Origin of the sequence: Halobacillus halophilus DSM 2266 (genome assembly GCF_000284515.1) — a bacterium.
GTDB lineage: Bacteria > Bacillota > Bacilli > Bacillales > Halobacillaceae > Halobacillus > Halobacillus halophilus.
In genome coordinates, this window is sequence record NC_017668.1 from 247,749 (window position 1) to 267,976 (window position 20,228).

Sequence of the window (20,228 nt, forward strand, 5' to 3'; positions counted from 1 at the left end):
TTTACAAACTATTCGATCATTCTGGGTAGTCTTATGTTAACCTTAGAGTAACTATTATTCACTTATGAATAACGATTGCAAGCAGTTTCCTAGGAGTGAGTAAAATTCAATTGAATTTATATTCAAATTTGAATAATGAGGGTGATGTGGTGATATGACAGAGTGGGATGAATATAAAACGATCTTTCATTCGCTCCAGGAAGATATTCTCGTCACAAAAACGGACGGGACTATTGTAAAAGTAAGCGAAGGCACTGGGGCAGTATATGATATTAATGCAGATGAGCTGATGGGCAGATCCGTCTATGATCTGGAAAAAGAAGGACTCTTTACTCCTCTTGCTACGCCAAAAGTCGTGGAGTCGCAAGAGAGAGCGACTTTTGTTCAAACCCTTAAGGGTGGTAAGAAATTGCTGGTTACGGCTTTGCCCGTTTTTAATAATGACGGTGAGCTTGTACGTGTAGTCAGCTACTCGCATGATGTAACGGAATTAATGGAAATCAAGGCCGGAATGGAAGAGATGACGGTTGAGATGGAGCGTGTAAGAGATGAGCTTACTCGGTTAAAGCAGCAGAATGAGGGAGAGTTTATTGCTAAAAGTGAACAAATGCGCAAAGTCCTCGCTACAGCCAGTCAGGTGGCGGGTGTAGACGTAAATGTTCTTCTCTTAGGTGAGTCTGGGGTAGGCAAGACAGAGCTAGCAAAAATGATGCATGAAAAAAGCGAGCGTTCAAGCGGCCCCTTTATTGAAGTAAACTGCGGAGCGATCCCGGATTCATTATTTGAAGCAGAACTGTTCGGTTATGAAGGCGGCTCCTTTACGGGGGCTACTAAAGGAGGAAGGAAGGGATTTGCTGAACTGGCTTCTGGCGGAACCTTGTTTCTGGACGAGGTAGGAGAGTTATCCCTGGCCAATCAAGTAAAGGTACTAAAATTAATTCAGAAAAAAGAGTTCTATAAAGTAGGCGGCCGTAAAGAAATTCATTCCGATTTCCGCCTGATTAGTGCAACAAATAAGCATTTAAAAGAATCTGTAGAGCAAAAGCTGTTTAGAGAAGACCTTTATTTCCGGCTGAATGTAGTTCCTTTAACGATTCCTCCTTTAAGGGAAAGAAAAGAAGATATTACCCCGCTTCTCCAATCCTTTCTTGAGCATTTTACGACCCGTTATAAAAGAAAAAAAGTGTTAGATCGAGATGTACTGCATGAATTGAACAAATTGGAATGGAAAGGGAATGTAAGAGAGCTTATGAATCTGGTGGAAAGATTAGTCGTTACTTCGCAGGACACTATTATTCTTCCTTCCGATCTCCCTGAATCCTATCAGCAGATCATTTCTTCCTATTCAGAAATGAATAATTTTGAGGAACCCTTGGCTATGACCATGGAAAAAGTAGAAAAAGAAAGACTGGAACAAGCGAAACAAAAATTTCATACAACGACTAAAATAGCAGAAGCACTGGGCATCAGCCAGCCTACCGTAGTTAGAAAACTCAAAAAATACAGAATTAAATAATAAATTGGCACGATACTTGCATGTTACAAAGGTAAGAGACTGTAGTCTTTTGCCTTTTTTTATTAGTTTTTGTTAGAGGTCGTGGCCGATTTCTCTTAAACGTGATCTTCGACTAAAGGGGATTGTGGAAGAAGCCTTTTCGAGGTGTTGTGTGGAGGAGTGTTCCAGGAATCAGCTCGTCCAGCTAGTACAAAGGTGTAGAGTGGCTGAGAGATTTGTCTTAGACGATAGGTTGTTTTCAATGTAACCTTATTAAATAATTTTAAGGAGTGGAAGCGATGGAGGTTAAGCAAAAAGAAAGTTTTCAATCGGAGGAATGGAATGAGCAACAGGGTAATGGGAAGCGGCACTCCAGTCGAAGTTATTTTTGGTTTATAGTTCCTTCTTTATTAGGCGTGTTATTGTTTTTATTCCCTATTCCTTACGGCGGAAAAATTACGATTGGCGTCGGCATTATGGCAGAATCTGTACAGGCAAATCTGGAGCCGATTCTCCCAAGTTTAATGACAGGAATTCTAGTGGTTTCGGCTATCCTTCCAGTCGTAGCGAAAACGGTGAAGCCAAAATTTATCATCGATCAACCGTTCATAAAACAACTATTTGATGTGAACACGTTTTGGATGGTCACGAGAATAATTGGAGCTGTATTTGCTCTGATGACTCTTTTTGCCGTTGGACCGAAGTTTATCATTTCTGATGTTACCGGTGGCACTATGCTTTATTCTCTCGTCCCTGTTCTCGCTGCCTGGTTTTTGTTTGCTGGAATTTTAATGCCTTTATTAATGGAATTCGGCTTAATGGATTTTATAGGGACAATGCTTCGTAAAGTAATGAGGCCAGTATTTAAGCTGCCGGGCCGTTCTTCTATTGATGCTTTAGCCTCCTGGATGGGAGCGGGAACCGTAGGTGTCTTAATTACCACCAAGCAATATGAAGAAGGATATTATACAAAGCGGGAAGCTGCTACTATTGCAACGAACTTTTCGATTAACTCAATTGCTTTTAGTTTAGTGGTGATCAGCTTCATAGGTTTAGAAGAGTTCTTTGTACCTTTCTATTTGACCGTGGTTATAGCCGGTCTGGTGGCTGCTTTCATTTGTCCAAGAATCCCACCGTTATCAAGAAAAGCGGATACTTATTATGAGGGTACAGGGATGAGAATCTCAGAAGATACACCTGAAGGAATGTCCAATTTTCAATGGGGGTTAAATAAAGCTCTTAGCAAAGCTTCCGAAGTTAAAGGTGTGAAACATGTAGCACGGCAAGGAGTACAAACGGTTCTCGATATCTATTTTGCATTGATTCCATTGGTGATGGCACTTGGAACAATTGCTTTAATTATAGCTGAATTCACACCATTTTTTAACTATTTGTCCTTACCGATTGTACCTGTCCTTCAGTGGATGCAAATACCTGAAGCTGCCCAGGCAGCTCCGGCTATGCTGGTCGGGTTTGCTGATATGTTTCTTCCAGCTGTCATTGGCTCAGGGATAGAAAGCGAATTAACACGATTCGTCATCGCAGCCATTTCACTAACCCAGCTCATTTATATGTCTGAGATTGGCATACTCCTAGTTAAATCTAAGATTCCAATTTCAGTAGGGGAACTTGCTGTTATTTTCCTGCAGCGCACAGTGATTACCCTTCCCATTATCGTAATAATTGCCCACTTTATTTTTTAGGAGGAGAAATATATGAATTCATCATTTGAGGATCTATATGGACGCATGTCTGATTTACTAGCCCCGAGTATGGCAAAAGACCACCCCAATCTACCGGTAGTAAAGGAAGAAGGATGTTACTATTACGGAACAGATGGTAAGAAGTATTTGGATTTCACCTCGGGTATTGCTGTAGCTAATACCGGTCACCGTCATCCGAAAGTCGTTCAGGCTATTAAGGATAGTGCAGATAACTTAATGCATGGACCTTCCGGAGTAATTATGTATGATTCTATTCTCAGAGTTGCTGATCGGTTAAAAGAGAAATTACCCGGAAATCTGGATTGTTTCTTTTTTGCAAACAGTGGTACGGAGGCCATAGAGGGAGCTTTAAAATTAGCTAAATATGCGACTCAACGCCCTTACACGATTTCCTTTACCGGCTGTTTTCACGGCAGGTCGCTGGGGGCGCTTGGAGTCAGCACCTCGAAAAGTAAATATCGGAAATTTTTGCAGCCTAATGGACTGACTTATCAGCTGCCTTACGCTGACAGCTCAGGGTGTCCAGAGGGGCAGGATGAAGGGGAATACTGTGCGGAAAAACTCGAAAAAGAGGCAGAGCTTTTATTTGATCATCAGGTAACACCGGAAGAAGTCGCCTGCATGATTGTGGAGCCAGTCCTTGGAGAAGGCGGATACATTATTCCTCCTAAAGCCTGGCTGCAAAAGGTTCGCGAAATTTGCGACCGACATGGTATTCTCTTAATTTTTGACGAGGTCCAGACAGGGTTCGGACGAACTGGGGAGTGGTTTGCTGCTCAAACATTTGAAGTTACCCCAGATATTATGGCGATTGCTAAAGGGATCGCTTCAGGCATGCCTCTAAGTGCTACGGTTGCTTCTAAGGAATTGATGAGTAAATGGCCGATGGGGACTCACGGTACCACGTTCGGGGGAAACCCTATTGCCTGTTCAGCAGCGCTTGCTACCCTGGATGTAATGGAAGAGGAACATCTAATCGATAATTCAAGAGAACTCGGAGCATACGCCTTACGACGGTTAAAAGAAATAAGAGAAAGGCATGAAGTCATCGGCGAGGTCCGGGGGGTAGGACTCATGATTGGAATAGAAATTATCGACCCTGAAACAGGGAATCCGGATGGAGCTGGAATGATGAATATATTAGACACTTCCCTTGAAAAAGGTGTTCTGTTCTATTTATGCGGGAAGCATCAGGAGGTTATCCGCATGATTCCTCCGCTAATCGTTACCAGAGAGCAGATTGATCAAGGCTTGGCCGTATTTGAAGAGGCCGTATATGAGTTCGAACAGAAAAAAACATATGTAGGTTCATAAACTAGAAAGCCTGAGCATATTGCTCAGGCTTTCTTGCTAGGATCAAAATTAAAGCAAAAAGAATAGCAGCTAGTACCAAAACTCTCTGGAAATATCCATTTCAATGGTTGGATTTTCAGTCTTCAATTTACCAAGCAATTTGCCGCAGTTTCTAATGTGAACCAAGTATTTTCTGCCGGTCTTCATTTTAAATACCAATCCATTATAACTTCTATCTGGCGTACCGATTTGAATAGCTCCTTTAGGAATTTGGCTCAAATTGACCTCGTAAATCATATCAATTTCTTGAATGGGGAGACGAGTCGTATCCCAGCCGAACACTCGGCTAAGCTTAAGCTCATTATCGGTAATTTTATAATTAACCGTTACTAAATTACCGATAACAAAAATAAGAGCAAAAACTAGAAAGAACAAGAGCATATAAACAATAAACATATGAAGCATTTGTCTCCCTTCTATTAAATCCTTAATAATAGGTACGATTACATAAGAAAAGGGTTTCAACTACTATTGATCATAAGAAGCTCTTATTGAATTTTAAGCAAAATGATATTAAACTAACGGGCCGGATTGTGGAAGACTCAGTTTCGAGATATTTGTTTGAGGTGGAGGTCCTGCGGGGGGGAGATTTCGCTTTCCGTAAGCACGTGGTAAGCTTCCTCAGGCTTCGCCTTCCGGGATCTTACCAATCATGTGTATCCCACAGGAGTCTTCATCGTCCCCCTCCGGACCGTGCCAAATCAGATGCTTGAAACGACTTCAAACATTACTTGATTGAAGATGAAATAGACCATGTAGTTTTGTGCCTATTTTCAGGATGTAACGACCCACAAATCTTGTCGTGAAAGCATTTCATTTAGAGTAAGGTGGAGAACCTTTTTCTTCTGGAAGGGTCCGTTCCCCTAAATCGAGTTGGGCTGGTGGGGAAATGACGAGACTCCCATGGGAGAAGGGACTAGGTGAGATCCCGCAGGGAGTGAAACGAGCGAGGAAGCTCCTGGTAATAAGCAGGATCGACTAAAGTCGCCACGTCCTGTGGCAACGTCGATCGACCCCACGTCATGTAGGGCCATAGGAAAGCGAGTTATTTCCCCACCAGCCCTCCTCCATTTAACGTAAAGGAACCAATTATCTCGAAATCGAGTCTTAAACAAACGGGAGCTTTTCTTTAAAAATCAAGATTCAGAATAAACAGAATATTTATATATGAATTCAATAAGTTGAGCTCCTGCATAGATTTTGAAATAATTGAGCTTATATATACTGATTGAGAATGGAGGGAGAAGTAAGCTATGCATTTGCTGTTAATGTTACTTGTTTTTATTGGCGGTATTGGAGTTGCAGTTCAATCATCAGTAAATGGGGGACTCGGGCAGAAGATTGGCGTGTTTGAAGGAGCATTTACCTCCTTTTTAGTAGGAACAGTTGTCTTATTTTTAGTTATGCTTTTTTTCGGGAAAGGGAATATCGTTAATGTGTTTCAAGTTCCGAAATGGCAGCTTCTAGGAGGGGTGCTGGGAGCTTTCTTTGTTTCGACCATGGTTTTAGCTGTACCTAGAATTGGAGTAGGGGCTGCTATTTTTACGCTAATATCTGCTCAGCTTATTGCAAGCTCACTTATCGACCACTTCGGCTGGCTTGGTATGAAACAGATCCCGCTGGATGGTCAAAGAATAGCTGGAATGGCTCTCATGATTATTGCTATTTTGCTTTATACTAAAAATTAATTCTTTCATACATAAAAAAAGGCGCTTCTCTGTTGAGAGGCGCCTTTTTTTAGTTATCGAGAAACAGTTCATTTTATTCATTGTACTTGTAAATTTCTTTTTAACATCAGGCCCTTGCCAGCATACGTTCCAGTGCTTTTTTAGCATCGGCCGCAATCTCAGGATCTACTTTTATTAAGTTTTGAGGTTTCCCTTCGGCTAAGGTTTCCAATGACCATACGAGGTGAGGGAGATCAATTCGATTCATGGTAAGACAAGGACACATCCGTGGATTTAAGGAAATGATATGCTGTTCCGGGTGTTCGTGGATAATTCGGTTCACTAAATTCATTTCCGTGCCGATCGCCCATGCACTGCCAGGAGGAGCATTTTCGATTTGATTAATAATATAATTCGTTGATCCAGCATAATCGGATAGAGCTACCACTTCACGGCTGCATTCAGGGTGAACAATGATGTTCATATTAGGATAATCTTTTCGTACCTGTTCGACGTTTGGCACAGTAAAGTTTTCGTGAACCGAACAGTGCCCTTTCCATAAAATCACTTTCACTTCTTCGACAGGTACTTCGTGAAGCAACTCTTCTTGTATAGGATCCCATACCGCCATTTGTTCGAGAGGGATGCCGAGGTCGTAGGCCGTATTCCGCCCCAGATGCTGATCCGGCAAAAACATAATACGCTCTTTTTGGGATAAAGCCCATTCGATCATCCCCGCTGCATTGGAGGAAGTGACTGTGGCTCCGCCATGCTTTCCTACAAATGCTTTAATGGCAGCAGTTGAATTAACATAGGTAAGTGGGAGTATGGTGTTGTTAAAGATGCCCATTAGCTTCTTCCATGCTTTTTCAGTTTGCGTGAGGTTCGCCATATCGGCCATCGAACAGCCAGCTCTCATATCAGGGAGGTACACATGCTGGTCCTCCCGAGTCAAAATATCGGCGGTTTCTGCCATAAAATGTACTCCGCAAAAAACGATCGCTTCTGCTTCGTGCTGACTTGCCGAAAGCTGAGCTAGTTTAAGAGAATCTCCGCGTACATCGGCAAACTGGATGACTTCATCTTTCTGATAGTGGTGACCAGGGAGAAAAAGTTGCGCGCCCATTGTCTTTTTTACACGCCGAATGATAGTTTCTAATTCCTCTTTACTCCTATTTTTGTAACGCTCGGGTAAAGTGGGGCTGGAATTTTCCATCTTTTCAAATAGATTCATAGTTGGGCCTCCTTTGTTTAATCGAAACATTTGCACTAATATCAAGAGAAGTAGCTGAATGGGTAAGCGCTCCAAGGGAAATATAATCAACTCCCGACTCACGGTATGCGGCTAAATTATTCAAGTGAATTCCTCCTGAAGCTTCCGTTGTAATGTGAGAAGGGACGAACTTGACCAAAGTGCTGATTTCTTCTGGAGACCGGTTATCGAACATAATGCAGTCAGCTCTAGCCTGGACAGCTTCCTTAACCTGAGCTTCCGTTTCTGTTTCCACTTCAATTTTTACCATGTGCCCCAGCTTGGCTCTTACTATTTCGACGGCTTTTAAAATGGAACCGGCAAAAGCTATATGATTATCTTTCAACATGACGGCGTCGTACAAACCATATCTATGATTTACTCCCCCTCCCATCCGGACAGCGTATTTTTCAAACATTCTTAGCCCAGGGGTGGTCTTTCTTGTGTCACAAATTTTCGTTTCTTGATTATTGAGAGTTTCAACTGCTCGTTTAGTATTTGTAGCGATTCCGCTCATTCGTTGAATTAAATTAAGGATCACCCGTTCACCTTTCAGTAAATTTACGATCGGTCCTTGAATAGCAGCGATGCACTCACCTGAACCGACTTCAGTCCCATCCTGAGTATAAAGTTCAATCATAATCGACGGATCAAGAAGCTGGTAACCCTCTCGAATAATTTCTGAACCACAAAAAATTCCGGACTGTTTGCTTACAAAATGCAGTTCACCTTCTGCATCTTCAGGGAAGAGGAAGTCACTGGTTACATCTTGATCTCCTATATCTTCAATAAAAAAATCTTCCAGCAGGCGCCTAACTTTTAATCTGTTCATTGAATGACCTTCTTTCTAATGATCTTTGCTTAAGAACCTTTTTTGTCTGCCAGTAGGTCCTTTCTTCAGGAAAATCACTGCGGTAATGACCTCCCCGGCTTTCCTCCCTTTCTATAGCTGAGTCTGTAATCAGCCAAGCCGTCTGCATCATAAAGAAACGGGTGATTTGCTCGATAGTGAGCAAATCAAGCCTTGATTCATAAAACTTTTCTAATTGGAATGATTCCAGCCACTTTATTTGCTCGGTAAGCCCCTGAGCCGAGCGCACAATCCCTACCTGGTCCATCATGGATTGCTGAATTAAATCTTTTTCGGGCAAAGCGGGGAAGATGGATGACGCCATTTTCTTGGTCGAATGAATAGGCATATGCTTCGCAGGAGTGCAGTTAATGTGCTGGGCAAGTCGTTTTCCAAACATGAGTCCTTCCAGCAACGAATTACTGGCGAGTCTATTTGCACCATGCACCCCGGTACAAGCCGTTTCTCCAAGAGCATATAGTCCTTCGACATTGGTTCGACCAATGGAATCGGTCTGTACACCACCCATAGCAAAGTGGGCGCCCGGTGCTACAGGTATTCGTCCTCTACTTAAATCAATACCATGCTTTTCACAAAGAGTGGTAACCGTAGGGAATTTAACAGGAAAATCTGTAATGGAGCTTATGTCTAAATAAATGCGCAGTCCTTTCCTTAGCCACTCATAGATGTTCTGCGCCACAATGTGTCTTGGGGCTAAGTCTTTCAAAGGGTGAACATTTTCCATGATTCTTTCACCCATTTCATTAATTAATATGGCCCCTTCTCCTCTAACGGCCTCTGAAACAAGCCCTTTTGTTTTTCCGTTTGAGTATAAAAGGGTGGGATGGAATTGAATGAATTCCATGTCTGCAAGCTCTGCCCCGGCCATATATGCTAAAGCCAAGCCATCTCCCGTAATCGTATCCGCGTTAGAGGTAAAGGAATAGAGCTGGCCACAGCCGCCAGTTGAAAGAACGACATAAGGAGCTGTAAATGTATGTACAGAGTTTTCTTTATCTTTACTTTTAACACCATAACAGCGGCCCTGGTCATCAAGAAGCAGCTCGAAAACAAACTCATTTTCATAGATAGAGATATTTGAAGATAAGTGTTGAATAAGTCCTTCTACGATCCGCTTTCCGGTTTGGTCTCCACCTCCATGAACGATTCTGCGGTGGCTGTGAGCGCCCTCTTTACCGAGGAGTACGGCCCCAGTTTCATCGGTATCAAACTGACATCCATCCTTAATGAGTTCCGCAACGAGGGCGGGAGCTTCTTCTGCTAATTGCATCACAGACTGCGAATGATTTAAGTGGCAGCCGGCTTCAAGTGTATCTAAGTAATGAAGGTAAGGGTTATCGCGAGGCCCGATTGCTGCTGCGATTCCTCCTTGAGCACAAGTTGAATTGCTATGTTTCAAGAGAGACTTTGTGATAACAATCACATTTAAATCCTTAGTTAAGTGTCTGGCTAACTGTAAGGAGGCAATTCCGCTTCCTACAATAATCACGTCTGCTTTTTTCATATTCAGCCTCCTGTTTATTTACAGGTGTATTGACACTTATATTTACACAGAATTAAACTTATGACAAGAGGTTTACTTGAAAAAGGGAGGATAAAAGGAATGTCTAACTATTTTGACTATGCAGCCACGTGCCCAATCGATGAGGAAGCCCTGGAAGCTTATATCAAGGCTGCCCGCGAATTCTATGGAAACACCAGCAGTCTGCACGACACGGGAACAAAAGCTGAAGTTCTGCTATCTCATTGCCGCCAGACACTTGCGGATCTTCTCGAGGTTAATAAAGAAGGGGTTTATTTTACAAGTGGAGGTACAGAAAGTAACCTGCTTGCCATAGAAGGTCTAATGAAAGCAGGTAAAGGAAACCATATGATTACTTCAGATGCCGAACATTCCTCTGTAAAAAATTCAGCCAAAAGATTGCAAGCTGAAGGGTATGAAGTCAGCTTGGTTCCATTGTCGAAGGAGGGAACCATTGACGTAAACGAATTAGAAAAACTAATGCGTGAAGATACTGTACTTGTATCTATTCAGCACGTAAATGGTGACATTGGGACAATTCAGCCTATAAAAAGAATTCGAGAGGTTTGTGATAAGTGGGGCGCATTGTTACATAGCGACTGTGTTCAATCATTCGGCAAGGTGGAGTTAAATTCAATTATACCTTGCTTGGACAGCTTTTCACTCTCCAGTCATAAAGTATATGGACCTAAAGGAGCGGGGGCTTTGTACATCAACCCATCTGTTTCTTTCCAACCTTTTCTGCCAAACGGAACGCATGAAGCCGGCGTTCGAGCTGGCACTGTAAATACGCCTGGGATCGCAGCTTTTACAACGGCTGCTGCAAAATCCATCCGAGAGCTTCACAAACGCCAGTCTAAAATTGAATCTTTAAAGCGTGAGTTCTTGACTGCTTTGAATGATATAAGAAACCACGTCACAGTAGTATGCGAGTCCGTGAATTCGGTCCCGATTATTGGCATATGTATGCATGGCCTTGAAGGGCAGTGGGTAATGCTCGAAGCCAATCGCCGCGGTTACGCTTTTTCTACAGGAAGTGCCTGTCAAACTGGGAGGGGAGGGTTTCCTTCTATTCTTACGGCTGTAGGATTGAACGAGGAAGAGGCGAAATCTTTTATCCGTCTATCTTTTAGCCATGATCAGACAAGCGAGGATATACTTGGAATCGTCGATTGTCTGAAAGAAATAGTAGCCGAATATGCTGTTCTTTCCAGCCAAATAGAAAAGCCCGCTTTCTATAAATAGGAAGCGGGCTTATAGGTTAACCAGTTAATACGTCTTCATTCGGATATTTAACCGGATCTGGTTTGTAACGGGCGAAAGCAAAGGCAAAGGTCAGTGGTCCTAACTTTCCAACCAGCATGATGAAAATCAGCGTCAATTTTCCGATTAGAGTTAGTTGGCCGGTCAGTCCCATAGACAAACCAACCGTTCCAAAGGCAGATATCGTTTCGAACAGTATCATTAAAAAAGGGGCATCTTCGGAGAGATTCAGGACAAAAGTCCCCAAAAATACTACACCTACACTGCCAACCGTAAGAGCGAGAGCGCGCATGATCAGGTGGAAGTGGAAACTTCTGCGGTACAGGGTCACATGTTCTTTTTGCCTGAAAAAAGTGATGGAAGCAAGGACTATGATGAGGGCAGTTGATAGTTTAATACCGCCAGCGGTTGAAGTGCTCCCCCCACCAATGAACATAAGCATCAGCATGTAAAAGAGAGAAGATTCTTCCATCTGACTAATATCAATGGAATTAAATCCTGCTGTTCTTGGTGTTACGGCCTGAAAATAAGCTGCCTGCAATTTACCGAGTGTAGAGAAGTCTGCAATGGTGTCAGGATTATTATATTCCAGAATAAAAATCATGAACAAACTAACCACATTTATGCATAAGGTCCCGACCAGCATGATTTTAGTATGAAGGGATAAATGATAAAATTCTTTACTCTTCCACAAGTCAAAAACAACCGTAAAACCGATTCCCCCGATAATAAAAAGCAAGGTAATGACAATATTAACGAGCGGGTCCACTGCGTAAGCAGAGAGGCTGTCGGACCAGATCGAAAAACCGGCATTGTTGAAAGCTGAAATGGAATGAAAAATACTTGCATAGATACCTTTAGCCATCCCCATTTCCGGAACCCATCGTAAAGATAGAAAAACTACGGCAAAGGTCTCAATTGTTATTGAAAAGATAAATAATTTACGAACCAGGCGGATAACACCGCCTAAAGAAGTTTGATTTAAAGCCTGCTGAATTAACAGCCGCTCTTTAATTCCAATCTTTTTACCAAGTACCATGTATATCAGTACCGCAAAGGTCATGATTCCCAAACCGCCAACCTGGATCAGAACTAAAATGATGACCTGCCCGAACAAGGTGAATGCTGTACCTGTATCTATTACGACTAACCCGGTAACCGTCATGGCTGAGGTTGCTGTAAACAGAGCATCAATGAAAGTTATTCCATTGGATGTAGCGGACGGCAGCTTAAGCAGAAATGTGCCCAGAGTAATAAACAGGATAAAAACGCTGATCAGCGTTTGAGGTGGACTCATGTGTATCATACGGGTTTTCATGACTATCTCCTTAAGTAAAAGAATGATCTTATTATAATCCAAGCTTACAAAAGAGAAATAGCCCATTAGAACTACTTTTAGTTAACTTGCTTGTTTTTAATAAAATCTTTATAATCATAAGTGATAATGATTTTCACTATTAGCATTTACTATAGATATTGAAAGTTTGTTTATAGATTTGAGGGAGGATTTTTGCATGGCAAAGCTGATGACTGAAAAAGTCGGTATCGCTTATGGTGACTATAATGTAGTGGAAGACCTGGACTTGGATATTCCCGAAAATCAAATAACGACCATTATAGGTCCTAATGGGTGTGGGAAGTCCACCATACTGAAAGCTTTAGCCAGGATCCACACTGTAAATTCAGGAAGCGTTTATTTAGATGGAAAAGCAATTAAAAAGGAATCCACTAAGAATATTGCTAAAAAAATGGGCGTTCTTCCTCAAACTCCGAAAGCACCAAGCGGATTGACTGTTTCTGAATTAGTTTCTTACGGCAGGTTCCCTCATCAAAAAGCCTTTGGCAAATTAAATGAACATGATAGAGAAATGATTCAATGGGCTCTTTCCATTACTGGCATCGAGGAATTTGCAGATCGGCCAATTGATGCTCTATCAGGTGGCCAGCGTCAGCGTGTATGGATTGCAATGGCACTGGCTCAGGAGACAGAACTGCTCATTTTGGATGAGCCTACGACTTACTTAGACTTAGCTCACCAACTGGAAGTTCTTAAGCTATTAGAACAATTGAATCGCGAAGAGGGGCGTACGATTGTAATGGTCATCCATGATTTAAACCACGCTGCGCGCTTCGCCGATTATATTGTAGCTTTAAAGGAAGGGCGAATCATTAAGGAAGGAACACCAGAAGAAGTAATTCAGCCAAAAGTGCTGGAAGATGTCTTCCAAATTGATGCTGAAGTCGTCAAAGATCCAAGAACCAACCGGCCGGTCTGCCTTACCTATGACCTGCTGGGATCTGTTCCTAATGTTTGCCAACAAGCCATTTTATAAATCAACCCCGGGCGCATGCCCGGGTTTTTTTATAGCTCATAGTTTGTCCTTATATCTCATAGGATAATTCGGAAGGGAGAGGACAAGATGGGGCTATTCCATGAATTTCGCCAGTTTACAGTTAGAGGAAGTGCGGTGGACATGGGGGTAGGGATGGTATTGGGGGCAGCATTCAGCGGTTTTATTGATTCGCTCGTTACGGATATCCTGCTTCCTCCCGTAGGGTTATTATATGCAAAAGTGAATTTTGAAGAAATGTTTTTTAATTTGAGCGGAGGGTTCTATCCAACGCTGTCTGCGGCTAAAGAAGCTGGTGCTGTAACCATCAATTATGGGCTGTTCCTTACAGCGGCAGTACGTTTTATTATTATATTATTTGCAGTATTTCTTGTAGTCAGGCAGATTAATCGCTGGAAAAAACCTCATCAGCATCCGTTGCATGCTATGACAAAAAAAGAATGCCCCTATTGTTGCACGCCGATACCTTCTCAAGCCGTTATCTGCCCTAATTGTGGTTCTCAGCTAGAACAAAACTTTAATAAAATAGAGCACCAAAAAACTCGGTGGAATATTAAGTAGTCAGCCTCTGTTATATCTCCGGGATGATTATTAAAGATAAGCTCCCGTTTGTTGAAGACTCAGTTTCGAGATAACTCGGGTCCATTGCCAAAAAAGGATAGGGCGGCTACGGAAACAACTCGTCTTGTTCGATCACCCAGACACTCGAGACATAAGCCGCTCATCAACGGATTGAAAAACCGCTATCCTTTTGATGGTCGGCTTATGCTGGTCGTGTCTTTCGGGGTGATTCCACATTTGAACACTTTCCTGCGGGGGAACTGGCAAGCCTCCTCGCTCGTTTCACTCCCTGTGGGGTCTCGCCTAGCTCCATCTCCCGCGGGAGTCTCGTCGTTTCCTTCGCCACCCAACGCTATCTAGTGAACGAACCCTTCTTTAGAAGTGCAGGTGTTAGACTTGATCCTTTCTAAATCCAGTGGTATCAGGCCTTTTCCAACACAACCTAGAGGAAACAGGAACTCATGATTCAAGTGATTTTTGCCTATGTCTCGAGCCTCTCATTTCAGCAAGGTCCGGAGGGGGACGATGAAGACTCCTGTGGGATGAACATGATCGGTAAGATCTCGGAAGGCGCAGCCTGAGGAAGCTCACCACATGCCCACGGAAAGCGAGCCGTTCCCTGGAGCCCATTCTCCACCCAATATCTCGAAACTGAGTCTTCCACAATCCGGCCCTATAGTTGAACAAAGTAATAATAAAAATCAACAAGAAGGAATACCTCGAATAGGGCATTCCTTTTTGTTGATTTTTATTATAATTACCTATTCATCAGAGTCAGAATCGCTCTCTTCTGAATCATCTTCCATTTCTGACTGCTCTTCTGTATCTTCGCCATCTTCACCTTCACCGCCACACGCGGCCAATGTAAGTACAGAAACTAAACCTACTGCTAACATCCATTTCTTAATCAAAAAGAACATCCCCTTTCAAAGTATATTACATATAAAAGGTAACCGATGTAAGTAAATGGTGCATAAAGGAAATGTTAAAAAAATCTAAATTTCAATCAATTGCTTTAGAATAATTTACAAATATAGTAAATGGTTCAGGGCAAATATTTACTTTTGGTTTGGATACGCTATAAGTATGAATGTAAATGAGGTGTATTTATGGAGAACAAAGTCAGCCGATGGTGCCTCATCAGTATGGCATCCATTCCACTAGTAATGACGCTTGGAAATTCAATGTTAATACCCGTTCTTCCGATATTTGAAAAAAAAGTGGGGATATCTTCTTTTCAATCCAGTACGATCATTACCAGCTATTCGTTAGCTGCTATTTTTCTTATACCTGTCGCTGGTTATTTATCTGATCGTTTTGGAAGGAAAATCGTGATATTACCCAGTCTGATCTTAGCTTTTATAGGTGGAGTAATAGCGGGATTTGCCTCTTGGAAAATGAGTGATCCATTTCTATGGATCATTATCGGGCGAGTTCTCCAGGGCATGGGAGCAGCTGGAGCGACCCCTATTATTCTCCCTCTCGTAGGAGATTTGTACAAAGATGATGATGAAAAGACCAGTTCCTGTCTAGGATTAATTGAAACGTCCAATACATTTGGTAAAGTATTAAGTCCAATTCTTGGAGCAGCATTTGCTGCTTTCTTATGGTTTTTACCGTTTTTTTCTATATCCTTCTTTAGTCTAATATCCATTATCCTAGTTTTCTTTTTCATTAAAGTTCCCCAAGGTGAAAAGGAAGAGCCTAAAAAGTTAAAGGAATTTCTTAAAAACACAAAGAAAATTTTTAAACAGGATGGGAAATGGCTGTATCCAGTATTCTTATTAGGGATCTACGCTATGCTTATCTTGTTTGGTGTCCTTTTCTTTTTATCGGATATATTGGAAAAAGTTCATGATATAGATGGCGTAAAAAAGGGTTTTGTTCTGGCTATCCCGTTATTTTTTCTTTGCATCGCTTCCTTTATAACAGGAAAGAAAATAAAAGGGGAGACAAAAACCATGAAAAGAGTCATTCTTCTTTCCTTAGCTGGTATTTCAGCAAGTGTGATTTTTGTAGGCTATGTGAATAAGCAGTTGGTTCTTCTTCTTATTGTCACGAGTGTTCTAGGCATTGCGATAGGAGCTATGCTCCCAACACTAGATGCCCTTATCACTGAAGGAATTGAAAAAGAAGAAAGAGGGACCATCACCTCTTTTTATAGCTCTTCAAGATTTATAGGAGTGGCCGCTGGCCCGCCAGTGATGTCACTTGTCATGAAAGAGTTATTAAATATCAGTTATATTAGCGCGGGCATAATCGGGGTTTTATTAATACTAATCGTTATGAAGTTCATTAAAGGGGACAATAGTAATTCGGCTTCAAGTAATCCTGCGGTAACATCCACATAAAAAAGGCGGCCTTCTTAAGGGCCGCCTTTCGTATTAGCAGTATTGATTATAGGAAGATGTTAAGTTCTCTACAATCTCTTCTACTTCATAATCTTCAATTTCTTCCCGGGGGATGAAATGAAGAACCTGTCCATCTTTTAGTAAAGCCATAGATGGAGATGAAGGCTCATAGCCTTCTAAATATTCTCTCATTCGTGAGGTTGCTTCACGATCCTGACCTGCAAATACGGTTACTAAATGATCGGGTTTAGAATCATTAGTAAGAGACTCTCTTGCGGCCGGGCGAGCGAGACCTGCGGCACAGCCGCAGACGGAATTAATAACAACAAGCGAAGTTCCTTTTGTTGATGCAATGAATTCATCTACTTCTTCTGGAGTTGTTAATTCTGTGAAGCCTGCATTGGTTAATTCATCTCTCATTGGTTGGGAAATTTCTTTCATATATGCTTCATATGGATTCATAAATAATCCTCCTATTTTGGTTTTTGTTTAGTGGCCTGGGTCATTTGGTGCCAAACAGACCCTTTGGCGTCTTCGCCACCTTCAATTCTTTCTATGGCCATATTAATTTGCATTTTTACTTCAAACTCAGGATCATCTGCTGCTTTCCTTAAAGCAGGAAGTGAAGTTTCATCTCCTAGTTCATATAAGAACATAGCCGCACGCCAGCGAACAATCTTACTAGGATCAGCCAGTGAATCAATCATTCGCGGCATAGCTTCTTTAAATCCTAAATCTGAAATACAATCCCCCGCTGTCCGCCTTACGGTAACGGACTTATCATTCAATGCTTTATAAAGGAAGGGGAGTGTCTCCATTTCCTCTATCATACCAAGGTAGGCAGCAGCTAACCTGCGAATGGAGGCTTTACTGTCATCCAAAGCCTTATCTAAAATGGCGTAGTCCTCGGCGGTAGGGTTCATACGATCGAGTGCTGCATAACGTACTTTCCAATCGTCATGATCCAACGTTTCAAGTGTAATTCTCGACTTCATATCCGTCGTTTCCACATAGTCCGCTTCCTGATCAAACGCTTGTTTAACCAGTGAATCGAGTCGTTCTTGATCGTAACTTGCCGAAATTTCTTCCTTAACTTGCTCCCCAATCTCTGAAGTGTCTCCGAAACGCGGGCTCTGTTCTGCCCACTTGCGTTCCATGATCATATTTGGGGAGGCTGGGGATGCTTTCATTGCAGCCTCCATAAATCTTTCCGGAAGACCGACACGCTTCTCTTCTTCGCCTTCTTGAAGCTTTACTTGCATAGGAATACCACGGAACATTTGAGTAAATACTTTAACTTCACCAAATGTATCTTCGGGAGTGTCCGAGGATTCACTTTCATTGAGAGCCTCAATTTCAGAAGATGAGCCAAGGGTTTTTCTTACTTCTGGCAGTATCTGCTCCCACGAGATTTTTGCGTTTCGCTCCAGGGCAATAAAATCCGTCACATGGTAAAGTCCCTTTACCCCCTCAATCTCGAATAATCTTTTTATAAAATCCGGGGCGCTGTCCAAATCGTCCCCCTTCTTATAGTTATGAGTTTCACCTTCAGGTAAGTGCTCATTAAGATTGATTTTCATTGAGTTTGGGCTGGGCGTTGGTTCAATTGATACAATCTTCATTTCGATTCTCCCTCCATACTCCGTTAAGTTCTAGTTTATCAAAAATAAGAAACTCCATCCATTGTTAAGAAGGAAAGTGGAGTTGAGTAGAAGGGAAGATCAAGAGGATATGTCTAGCCAAGGGGGTTGAGCTGTATAAATGTGAATGTATCCAGAAGTAGAAAAAAGAGCTGGGATGCAGTAAACCACGAAATTTCCCGGGAAATATCCCTGAAGTTCTGTAAAAAATTATAAAAATGTGAAACAACTTGTCTTTTTTTACGTAGTAGAAAAGTGAGAATAATTAAGGAGGGGTTCAATTGTCTCAATCTGTCATGCAGTTGAAGAATGTTAGTAAAACAATAAAAAACAAACAGATTATTAAAGGGCTCGATTTTGAAATTTACAGCGGAGAAGTATTCGGGTTCCTAGGTCCTAATGGAGCAGGTAAAACAACCACGATTCGAATGATGGTGGGGTTAATGGATATGACGAACGGAGACGTAATCATACAGGGCCACAGTGTTAATAAGGATTTTAAAAAAGCTATTCGCCACGTCGGCGGAATTGTAGAAAATCCGGAAATGTATCCTTTCATGAGTGGTCGGAAAAACTTATTGCACTATTCCCGTATGATTCCCGGAATTACAGAAGAACGAATACAGGAGGTCACTCGCCTGGTTGGACTTGAAAGCAGAATCAAGGACAAAGTAGGTAAATATTCATTAGGAATGAGGCAGCGTCTCGGAATTGCGCAGGCACTCTTACATAGCCCATCCATTCTTATTTTAGATGAACCTACTAATGGCCTGGATCCTGCAGGGATTCGAGAGGTAAGAGCGTATATTCGACGCATGGCTGCCGAAGAAGGTGTCGCAGTGATTGTTTCAAGTCATATCCTTTCAGAGATGGAAATGATGTGTGACAGGATTGGAATTATCAAAAATGGAGAATTAATTTCCATACAATCTGTGGAAGACGCTTTGCAACAAACAGATACAAAGGAGGTTTCGATTGAAGCCTCTCCTATTAACCGTGCCCGGGAATTCGTGGAGCAAAAGCTGGACTCGCCTGTCCAGGTGAATAGTAACACATTAACCTTCAGCAGTACACGTGAAGAAATACCAGGAATTATAAGCGGACTGGTTAAAGAGGGGATAGATATTTACAGTGTGCATGTCAATCGATCGACATTAGAAGACAAATTCCTGGACTTGATAGGAGAGAATTCCATTGAATAACTTTATACAATTAGTACGAAATGAACAAATGAAGCTTTATTCTCAAATCGCAACTTGGATTATGCTGATTATACTTGGGGTATTGGTTATTGGGTTCGGTGTACTTATGAAAGTTGATAATACGATGATTAGTGGAGAGGGACCCACAGGGGAAAACTGGAAGCAGGAATTACAGGAGCAGAATACGCAGTTGAAAGAGCAGCAGCAAGGGGCGCCGAGTCCAGGTGAAGAAAGGGAACAAATTCAGTATCCCGCTTACACAGACATTGAAATGAATCAGTACCGCATTCAAAACGATATTAAACCTTCCGGATATGATGTTTGGGACTTTTTGCAAACCAACCGAAGTTTAATATCCATTATCAGTTTGTTTACCATTATCGTTGCTGCCGGCATGATAGCTAATGAGTTTAAGTGGGGAACTATAAAACTCTTACTGATTAGACCTATTTCCAGAACCAAAATCTTGCTGTCCAAATATGTTTCTGTGCTCTTGTTTGCTGGGATGATGCTTCTTTGTTTATATGCTCTGTCATTTATCGTGGGGGCCGCACTTTTCGGTGTTGACAGCATTTCTCAGACTTATTTGTTTCGGCAGGCCGGAGAGATACAGGAAGCGTCGATTTTTCAGCACACCGTTTCTATGTATTTACTTAGTTCGGTCAACTTGTTATTGATGGCAACTTTCGCTTTCATGATTTCCGCGGTCTTTAGAAATAGTTCGTTGGCCATAGGTGTTGCTATCTTCTTAATGATGGCTGGTAACTCCATTGTGCTCTTTTTAATGGAAAGAGAATGGGCCAAATATATCTTGTTTGCCAATACGGATTTAACGATGTATTTAGAAGGAAACCCTATGTTCAATGAGCAAACAGCAGGGTTTTCTGTGGCTGTGTTACTCGTGTACTATGTAATTTTTGTTATACTTGCCTGGGTCTTCTTTACAAAAAGAGATGTGGCAAGCAATTAAATAAAT

Annotated in this window: 18 protein-coding genes; 10 read left to right on the forward strand and 8 right to left on the reverse strand. The window is 42.0% G+C overall.

Annotated features, from left to right (window positions below; all coding sequences use genetic code 11):
• Window positions 1–154 precede the first annotated feature (154 nt).
• The 3 genes from HBHAL_RS01330 (at window position 155) to HBHAL_RS01340 (ending at window position 4,533) form a co-directional block, all read left to right on the forward strand.
• Window positions 155–1,516, forward strand: a complete 1,362-nt coding sequence (locus HBHAL_RS01330) for a sigma-54 interaction domain-containing protein (protein WP_014641522.1) — start codon at window positions 155–157, stop codon at window positions 1,514–1,516.
• A gap of 278 nt (window positions 1,517–1,794) precedes the next feature.
• The gene (locus HBHAL_RS01335) at window positions 1,795–3,198 is read left to right on the forward strand and encodes a YjiH family protein (RefSeq protein ID WP_014641523.1); all 1,404 of its coding nucleotides are present in this window, start codon (window positions 1,795–1,797) and stop codon (window positions 3,196–3,198) included.
• A gap of 12 nt (window positions 3,199–3,210) precedes the next feature.
• Window positions 3,211–4,533, forward strand: a complete 1,323-nt coding sequence (locus tag HBHAL_RS01340) for an aspartate aminotransferase family protein (RefSeq protein ID WP_014641524.1) — start codon at window positions 3,211–3,213, stop codon at window positions 4,531–4,533.
• Window positions 4,534–4,602: 69 nt separating this feature from the next.
• Here HBHAL_RS01340 and HBHAL_RS01345 read toward each other — a convergent pair whose 3' ends face one another.
• A complete protein-coding gene (locus tag HBHAL_RS01345) occupies window positions 4,603–4,977 on the reverse strand; it encodes a hypothetical protein (RefSeq protein WP_014641525.1) in 375 nt (124 codons plus the stop codon).
• 848 nt (window positions 4,978–5,825) lie between these two features.
• Here HBHAL_RS01345 and HBHAL_RS01350 point away from each other — a divergent pair.
• Window positions 5,826–6,260 (forward strand): DMT family transporter, encoded by a 435-nt coding sequence (locus tag HBHAL_RS01350; protein WP_014641526.1) that lies wholly within the window; start codon window positions 5,826–5,828, stop codon window positions 6,258–6,260.
• A 106-nt stretch (window positions 6,261–6,366) separates the two neighbouring features.
• Here the strand turns inward: HBHAL_RS01350 and nadA are convergent, their stop codons facing one another.
• Genes nadA through nadB form a run of 3 tightly spaced genes read right to left on the reverse strand, consistent with a single transcriptional unit; the run spans window position 6,367 to window position 9,866 of the window.
• Window positions 6,367–7,473: a quinolinate synthase NadA gene (nadA, locus tag HBHAL_RS01355; RefSeq protein ID WP_014641527.1), complete on the reverse strand. Its 1,107-nt coding sequence runs from the start codon at window positions 7,471–7,473 to the stop codon at window positions 6,367–6,369.
• Complete coding sequence (gene nadC / locus HBHAL_RS01360; protein WP_014641528.1) at window positions 7,460–8,323, reverse strand: carboxylating nicotinate-nucleotide diphosphorylase; 864 nt, start codon at window positions 8,321–8,323, stop codon at window positions 7,460–7,462. Before nadC ends, nadA begins: the two co-directional genes overlap by 14 nt.
• The gene (gene nadB, locus HBHAL_RS01365; RefSeq protein WP_014641529.1) at window positions 8,304–9,866 is read right to left on the reverse strand and encodes an L-aspartate oxidase; all 1,563 of its coding nucleotides are present in this window, start codon (window positions 9,864–9,866) and stop codon (window positions 8,304–8,306) included. Before nadB ends, nadC begins: the two co-directional genes overlap by 20 nt.
• A 99-nt stretch (window positions 9,867–9,965) precedes the next feature.
• Here nadB and HBHAL_RS01370 point away from each other — a divergent pair, with 99 nt between their 5' ends.
• Window positions 9,966–11,129: an IscS subfamily cysteine desulfurase gene (locus HBHAL_RS01370; protein ID WP_014641530.1), complete on the forward strand. Its 1,164-nt coding sequence runs from the start codon at window positions 9,966–9,968 to the stop codon at window positions 11,127–11,129.
• A 16-nt stretch (window positions 11,130–11,145) separates the two neighbouring features.
• Here the strand turns inward: HBHAL_RS01370 and HBHAL_RS01375 are convergent, their stop codons facing one another.
• Window positions 11,146–12,489: a TrkH family potassium uptake protein gene (locus HBHAL_RS01375; RefSeq protein ID WP_041601503.1), complete on the reverse strand. Its 1,344-nt coding sequence runs from the start codon at window positions 12,487–12,489 to the stop codon at window positions 11,146–11,148.
• A 172-nt stretch (window positions 12,490–12,661) separates the two neighbouring features.
• On the opposite strand from HBHAL_RS01375, the gene HBHAL_RS01380 reads away from it, so the two are divergent.
• Entirely contained in the window at window positions 12,662–13,480 is an 819-nt protein-coding gene (locus tag HBHAL_RS01380; protein WP_014641532.1) for an ABC transporter ATP-binding protein, read from the forward strand.
• 87 nt (window positions 13,481–13,567) lie between these two features.
• Window positions 13,568–14,059, forward strand: coding sequence for a large conductance mechanosensitive channel protein MscL (gene mscL, locus HBHAL_RS01385; RefSeq protein WP_014641533.1), 492 nt, complete (start codon window positions 13,568–13,570; stop codon window positions 14,057–14,059).
• A gap of 761 nt (window positions 14,060–14,820) precedes the next feature.
• On the opposite strand, the gene HBHAL_RS21290 is transcribed toward mscL, so the two are convergent.
• Window positions 14,821–14,970: a hypothetical protein gene (locus tag HBHAL_RS21290; RefSeq protein WP_158512333.1), complete on the reverse strand. Its 150-nt coding sequence runs from the start codon at window positions 14,968–14,970 to the stop codon at window positions 14,821–14,823.
• 198 nt (window positions 14,971–15,168) lie between these two features.
• Between HBHAL_RS21290 and HBHAL_RS01390 the strand changes: the two genes are divergently transcribed.
• Window positions 15,169–16,410: an MFS transporter gene (locus tag HBHAL_RS01390; protein WP_014641536.1), complete on the forward strand. Its 1,242-nt coding sequence runs from the start codon at window positions 15,169–15,171 to the stop codon at window positions 16,408–16,410.
• A gap of 33 nt (window positions 16,411–16,443) precedes the next feature.
• On the opposite strand, the gene HBHAL_RS01395 is transcribed toward HBHAL_RS01390, so the two are convergent.
• The gene (locus HBHAL_RS01395) at window positions 16,444–16,872 is read right to left on the reverse strand and encodes a BrxA/BrxB family bacilliredoxin (protein ID WP_014641537.1); all 429 of its coding nucleotides are present in this window, start codon (window positions 16,870–16,872) and stop codon (window positions 16,444–16,446) included.
• An 11-nt stretch (window positions 16,873–16,883) separates the two neighbouring features.
• Entirely contained in the window at window positions 16,884–18,032 is a 1,149-nt protein-coding gene (locus tag HBHAL_RS01400) for a conserved virulence factor C family protein (RefSeq protein WP_014641538.1), read from the reverse strand.
• Between the two features lie 299 nt (window positions 18,033–18,331).
• Between HBHAL_RS01400 and HBHAL_RS01405 the strand changes: the two genes are divergently transcribed.
• The gene (locus HBHAL_RS01405; protein ID WP_014641539.1) at window positions 18,332–19,252 is read left to right on the forward strand and encodes an ABC transporter ATP-binding protein; all 921 of its coding nucleotides are present in this window, start codon (window positions 18,332–18,334) and stop codon (window positions 19,250–19,252) included.
• The gene (locus HBHAL_RS01410; RefSeq protein WP_014641540.1) at window positions 19,245–20,222 is read left to right on the forward strand and encodes an ABC transporter permease; all 978 of its coding nucleotides are present in this window, start codon (window positions 19,245–19,247) and stop codon (window positions 20,220–20,222) included. The genes HBHAL_RS01405 and HBHAL_RS01410 overlap by 8 nt, the downstream gene beginning before the upstream one ends.
• The last annotated feature ends 6 nt before the right edge of the window (window positions 20,223–20,228 follow it).

Coding starts and splice junctions, on each gene's coding strand:
- HBHAL_RS01330 (WP_014641522.1), top strand. CDS start 155: ATGACAGAGTGGGATGAATATAAAACGATCTTTCATTCGCTCCAGGAA.
- HBHAL_RS01335 (WP_014641523.1), top strand. CDS start 1,795: ATGGAGGTTAAGCAAAAAGAAAGTTTTCAATCGGAGGAATGGAATGAG.
- HBHAL_RS01340 (WP_014641524.1), top strand. CDS start 3,211: ATGAATTCATCATTTGAGGATCTATATGGACGCATGTCTGATTTACTA.
- HBHAL_RS01345 (WP_014641525.1), bottom strand. CDS start 4,977: ATGCTTCATATGTTTATTGTTTATATGCTCTTGTTCTTTCTAGTTTTT.
- HBHAL_RS01350 (WP_014641526.1), top strand. CDS start 5,826: ATGCATTTGCTGTTAATGTTACTTGTTTTTATTGGCGGTATTGGAGTT.
- nadA (WP_014641527.1), bottom strand. CDS start 7,473: ATGAATCTATTTGAAAAGATGGAAAATTCCAGCCCCACTTTACCCGAG.
- nadC (WP_014641528.1), bottom strand. CDS start 8,323: ATGAACAGATTAAAAGTTAGGCGCCTGCTGGAAGATTTTTTTATTGAA.
- nadB (WP_014641529.1), bottom strand. CDS start 9,866: ATGAAAAAAGCAGACGTGATTATTGTAGGAAGCGGAATTGCCTCCTTA.
- HBHAL_RS01370 (WP_014641530.1), top strand. CDS start 9,966: ATGTCTAACTATTTTGACTATGCAGCCACGTGCCCAATCGATGAGGAA.
- HBHAL_RS01380 (WP_014641532.1), top strand. CDS start 12,662: ATGGCAAAGCTGATGACTGAAAAAGTCGGTATCGCTTATGGTGACTAT.
- mscL (WP_014641533.1), top strand. CDS start 13,568: ATGGGGCTATTCCATGAATTTCGCCAGTTTACAGTTAGAGGAAGTGCG.
- HBHAL_RS01390 (WP_014641536.1), top strand. CDS start 15,169: ATGGAGAACAAAGTCAGCCGATGGTGCCTCATCAGTATGGCATCCATT.
- HBHAL_RS01395 (WP_014641537.1), bottom strand. CDS start 16,872: ATGAATCCATATGAAGCATATATGAAAGAAATTTCCCAACCAATGAGA.
- HBHAL_RS01400 (WP_014641538.1), bottom strand. CDS start 18,032: ATGAAGATTGTATCAATTGAACCAACGCCCAGCCCAAACTCAATGAAA.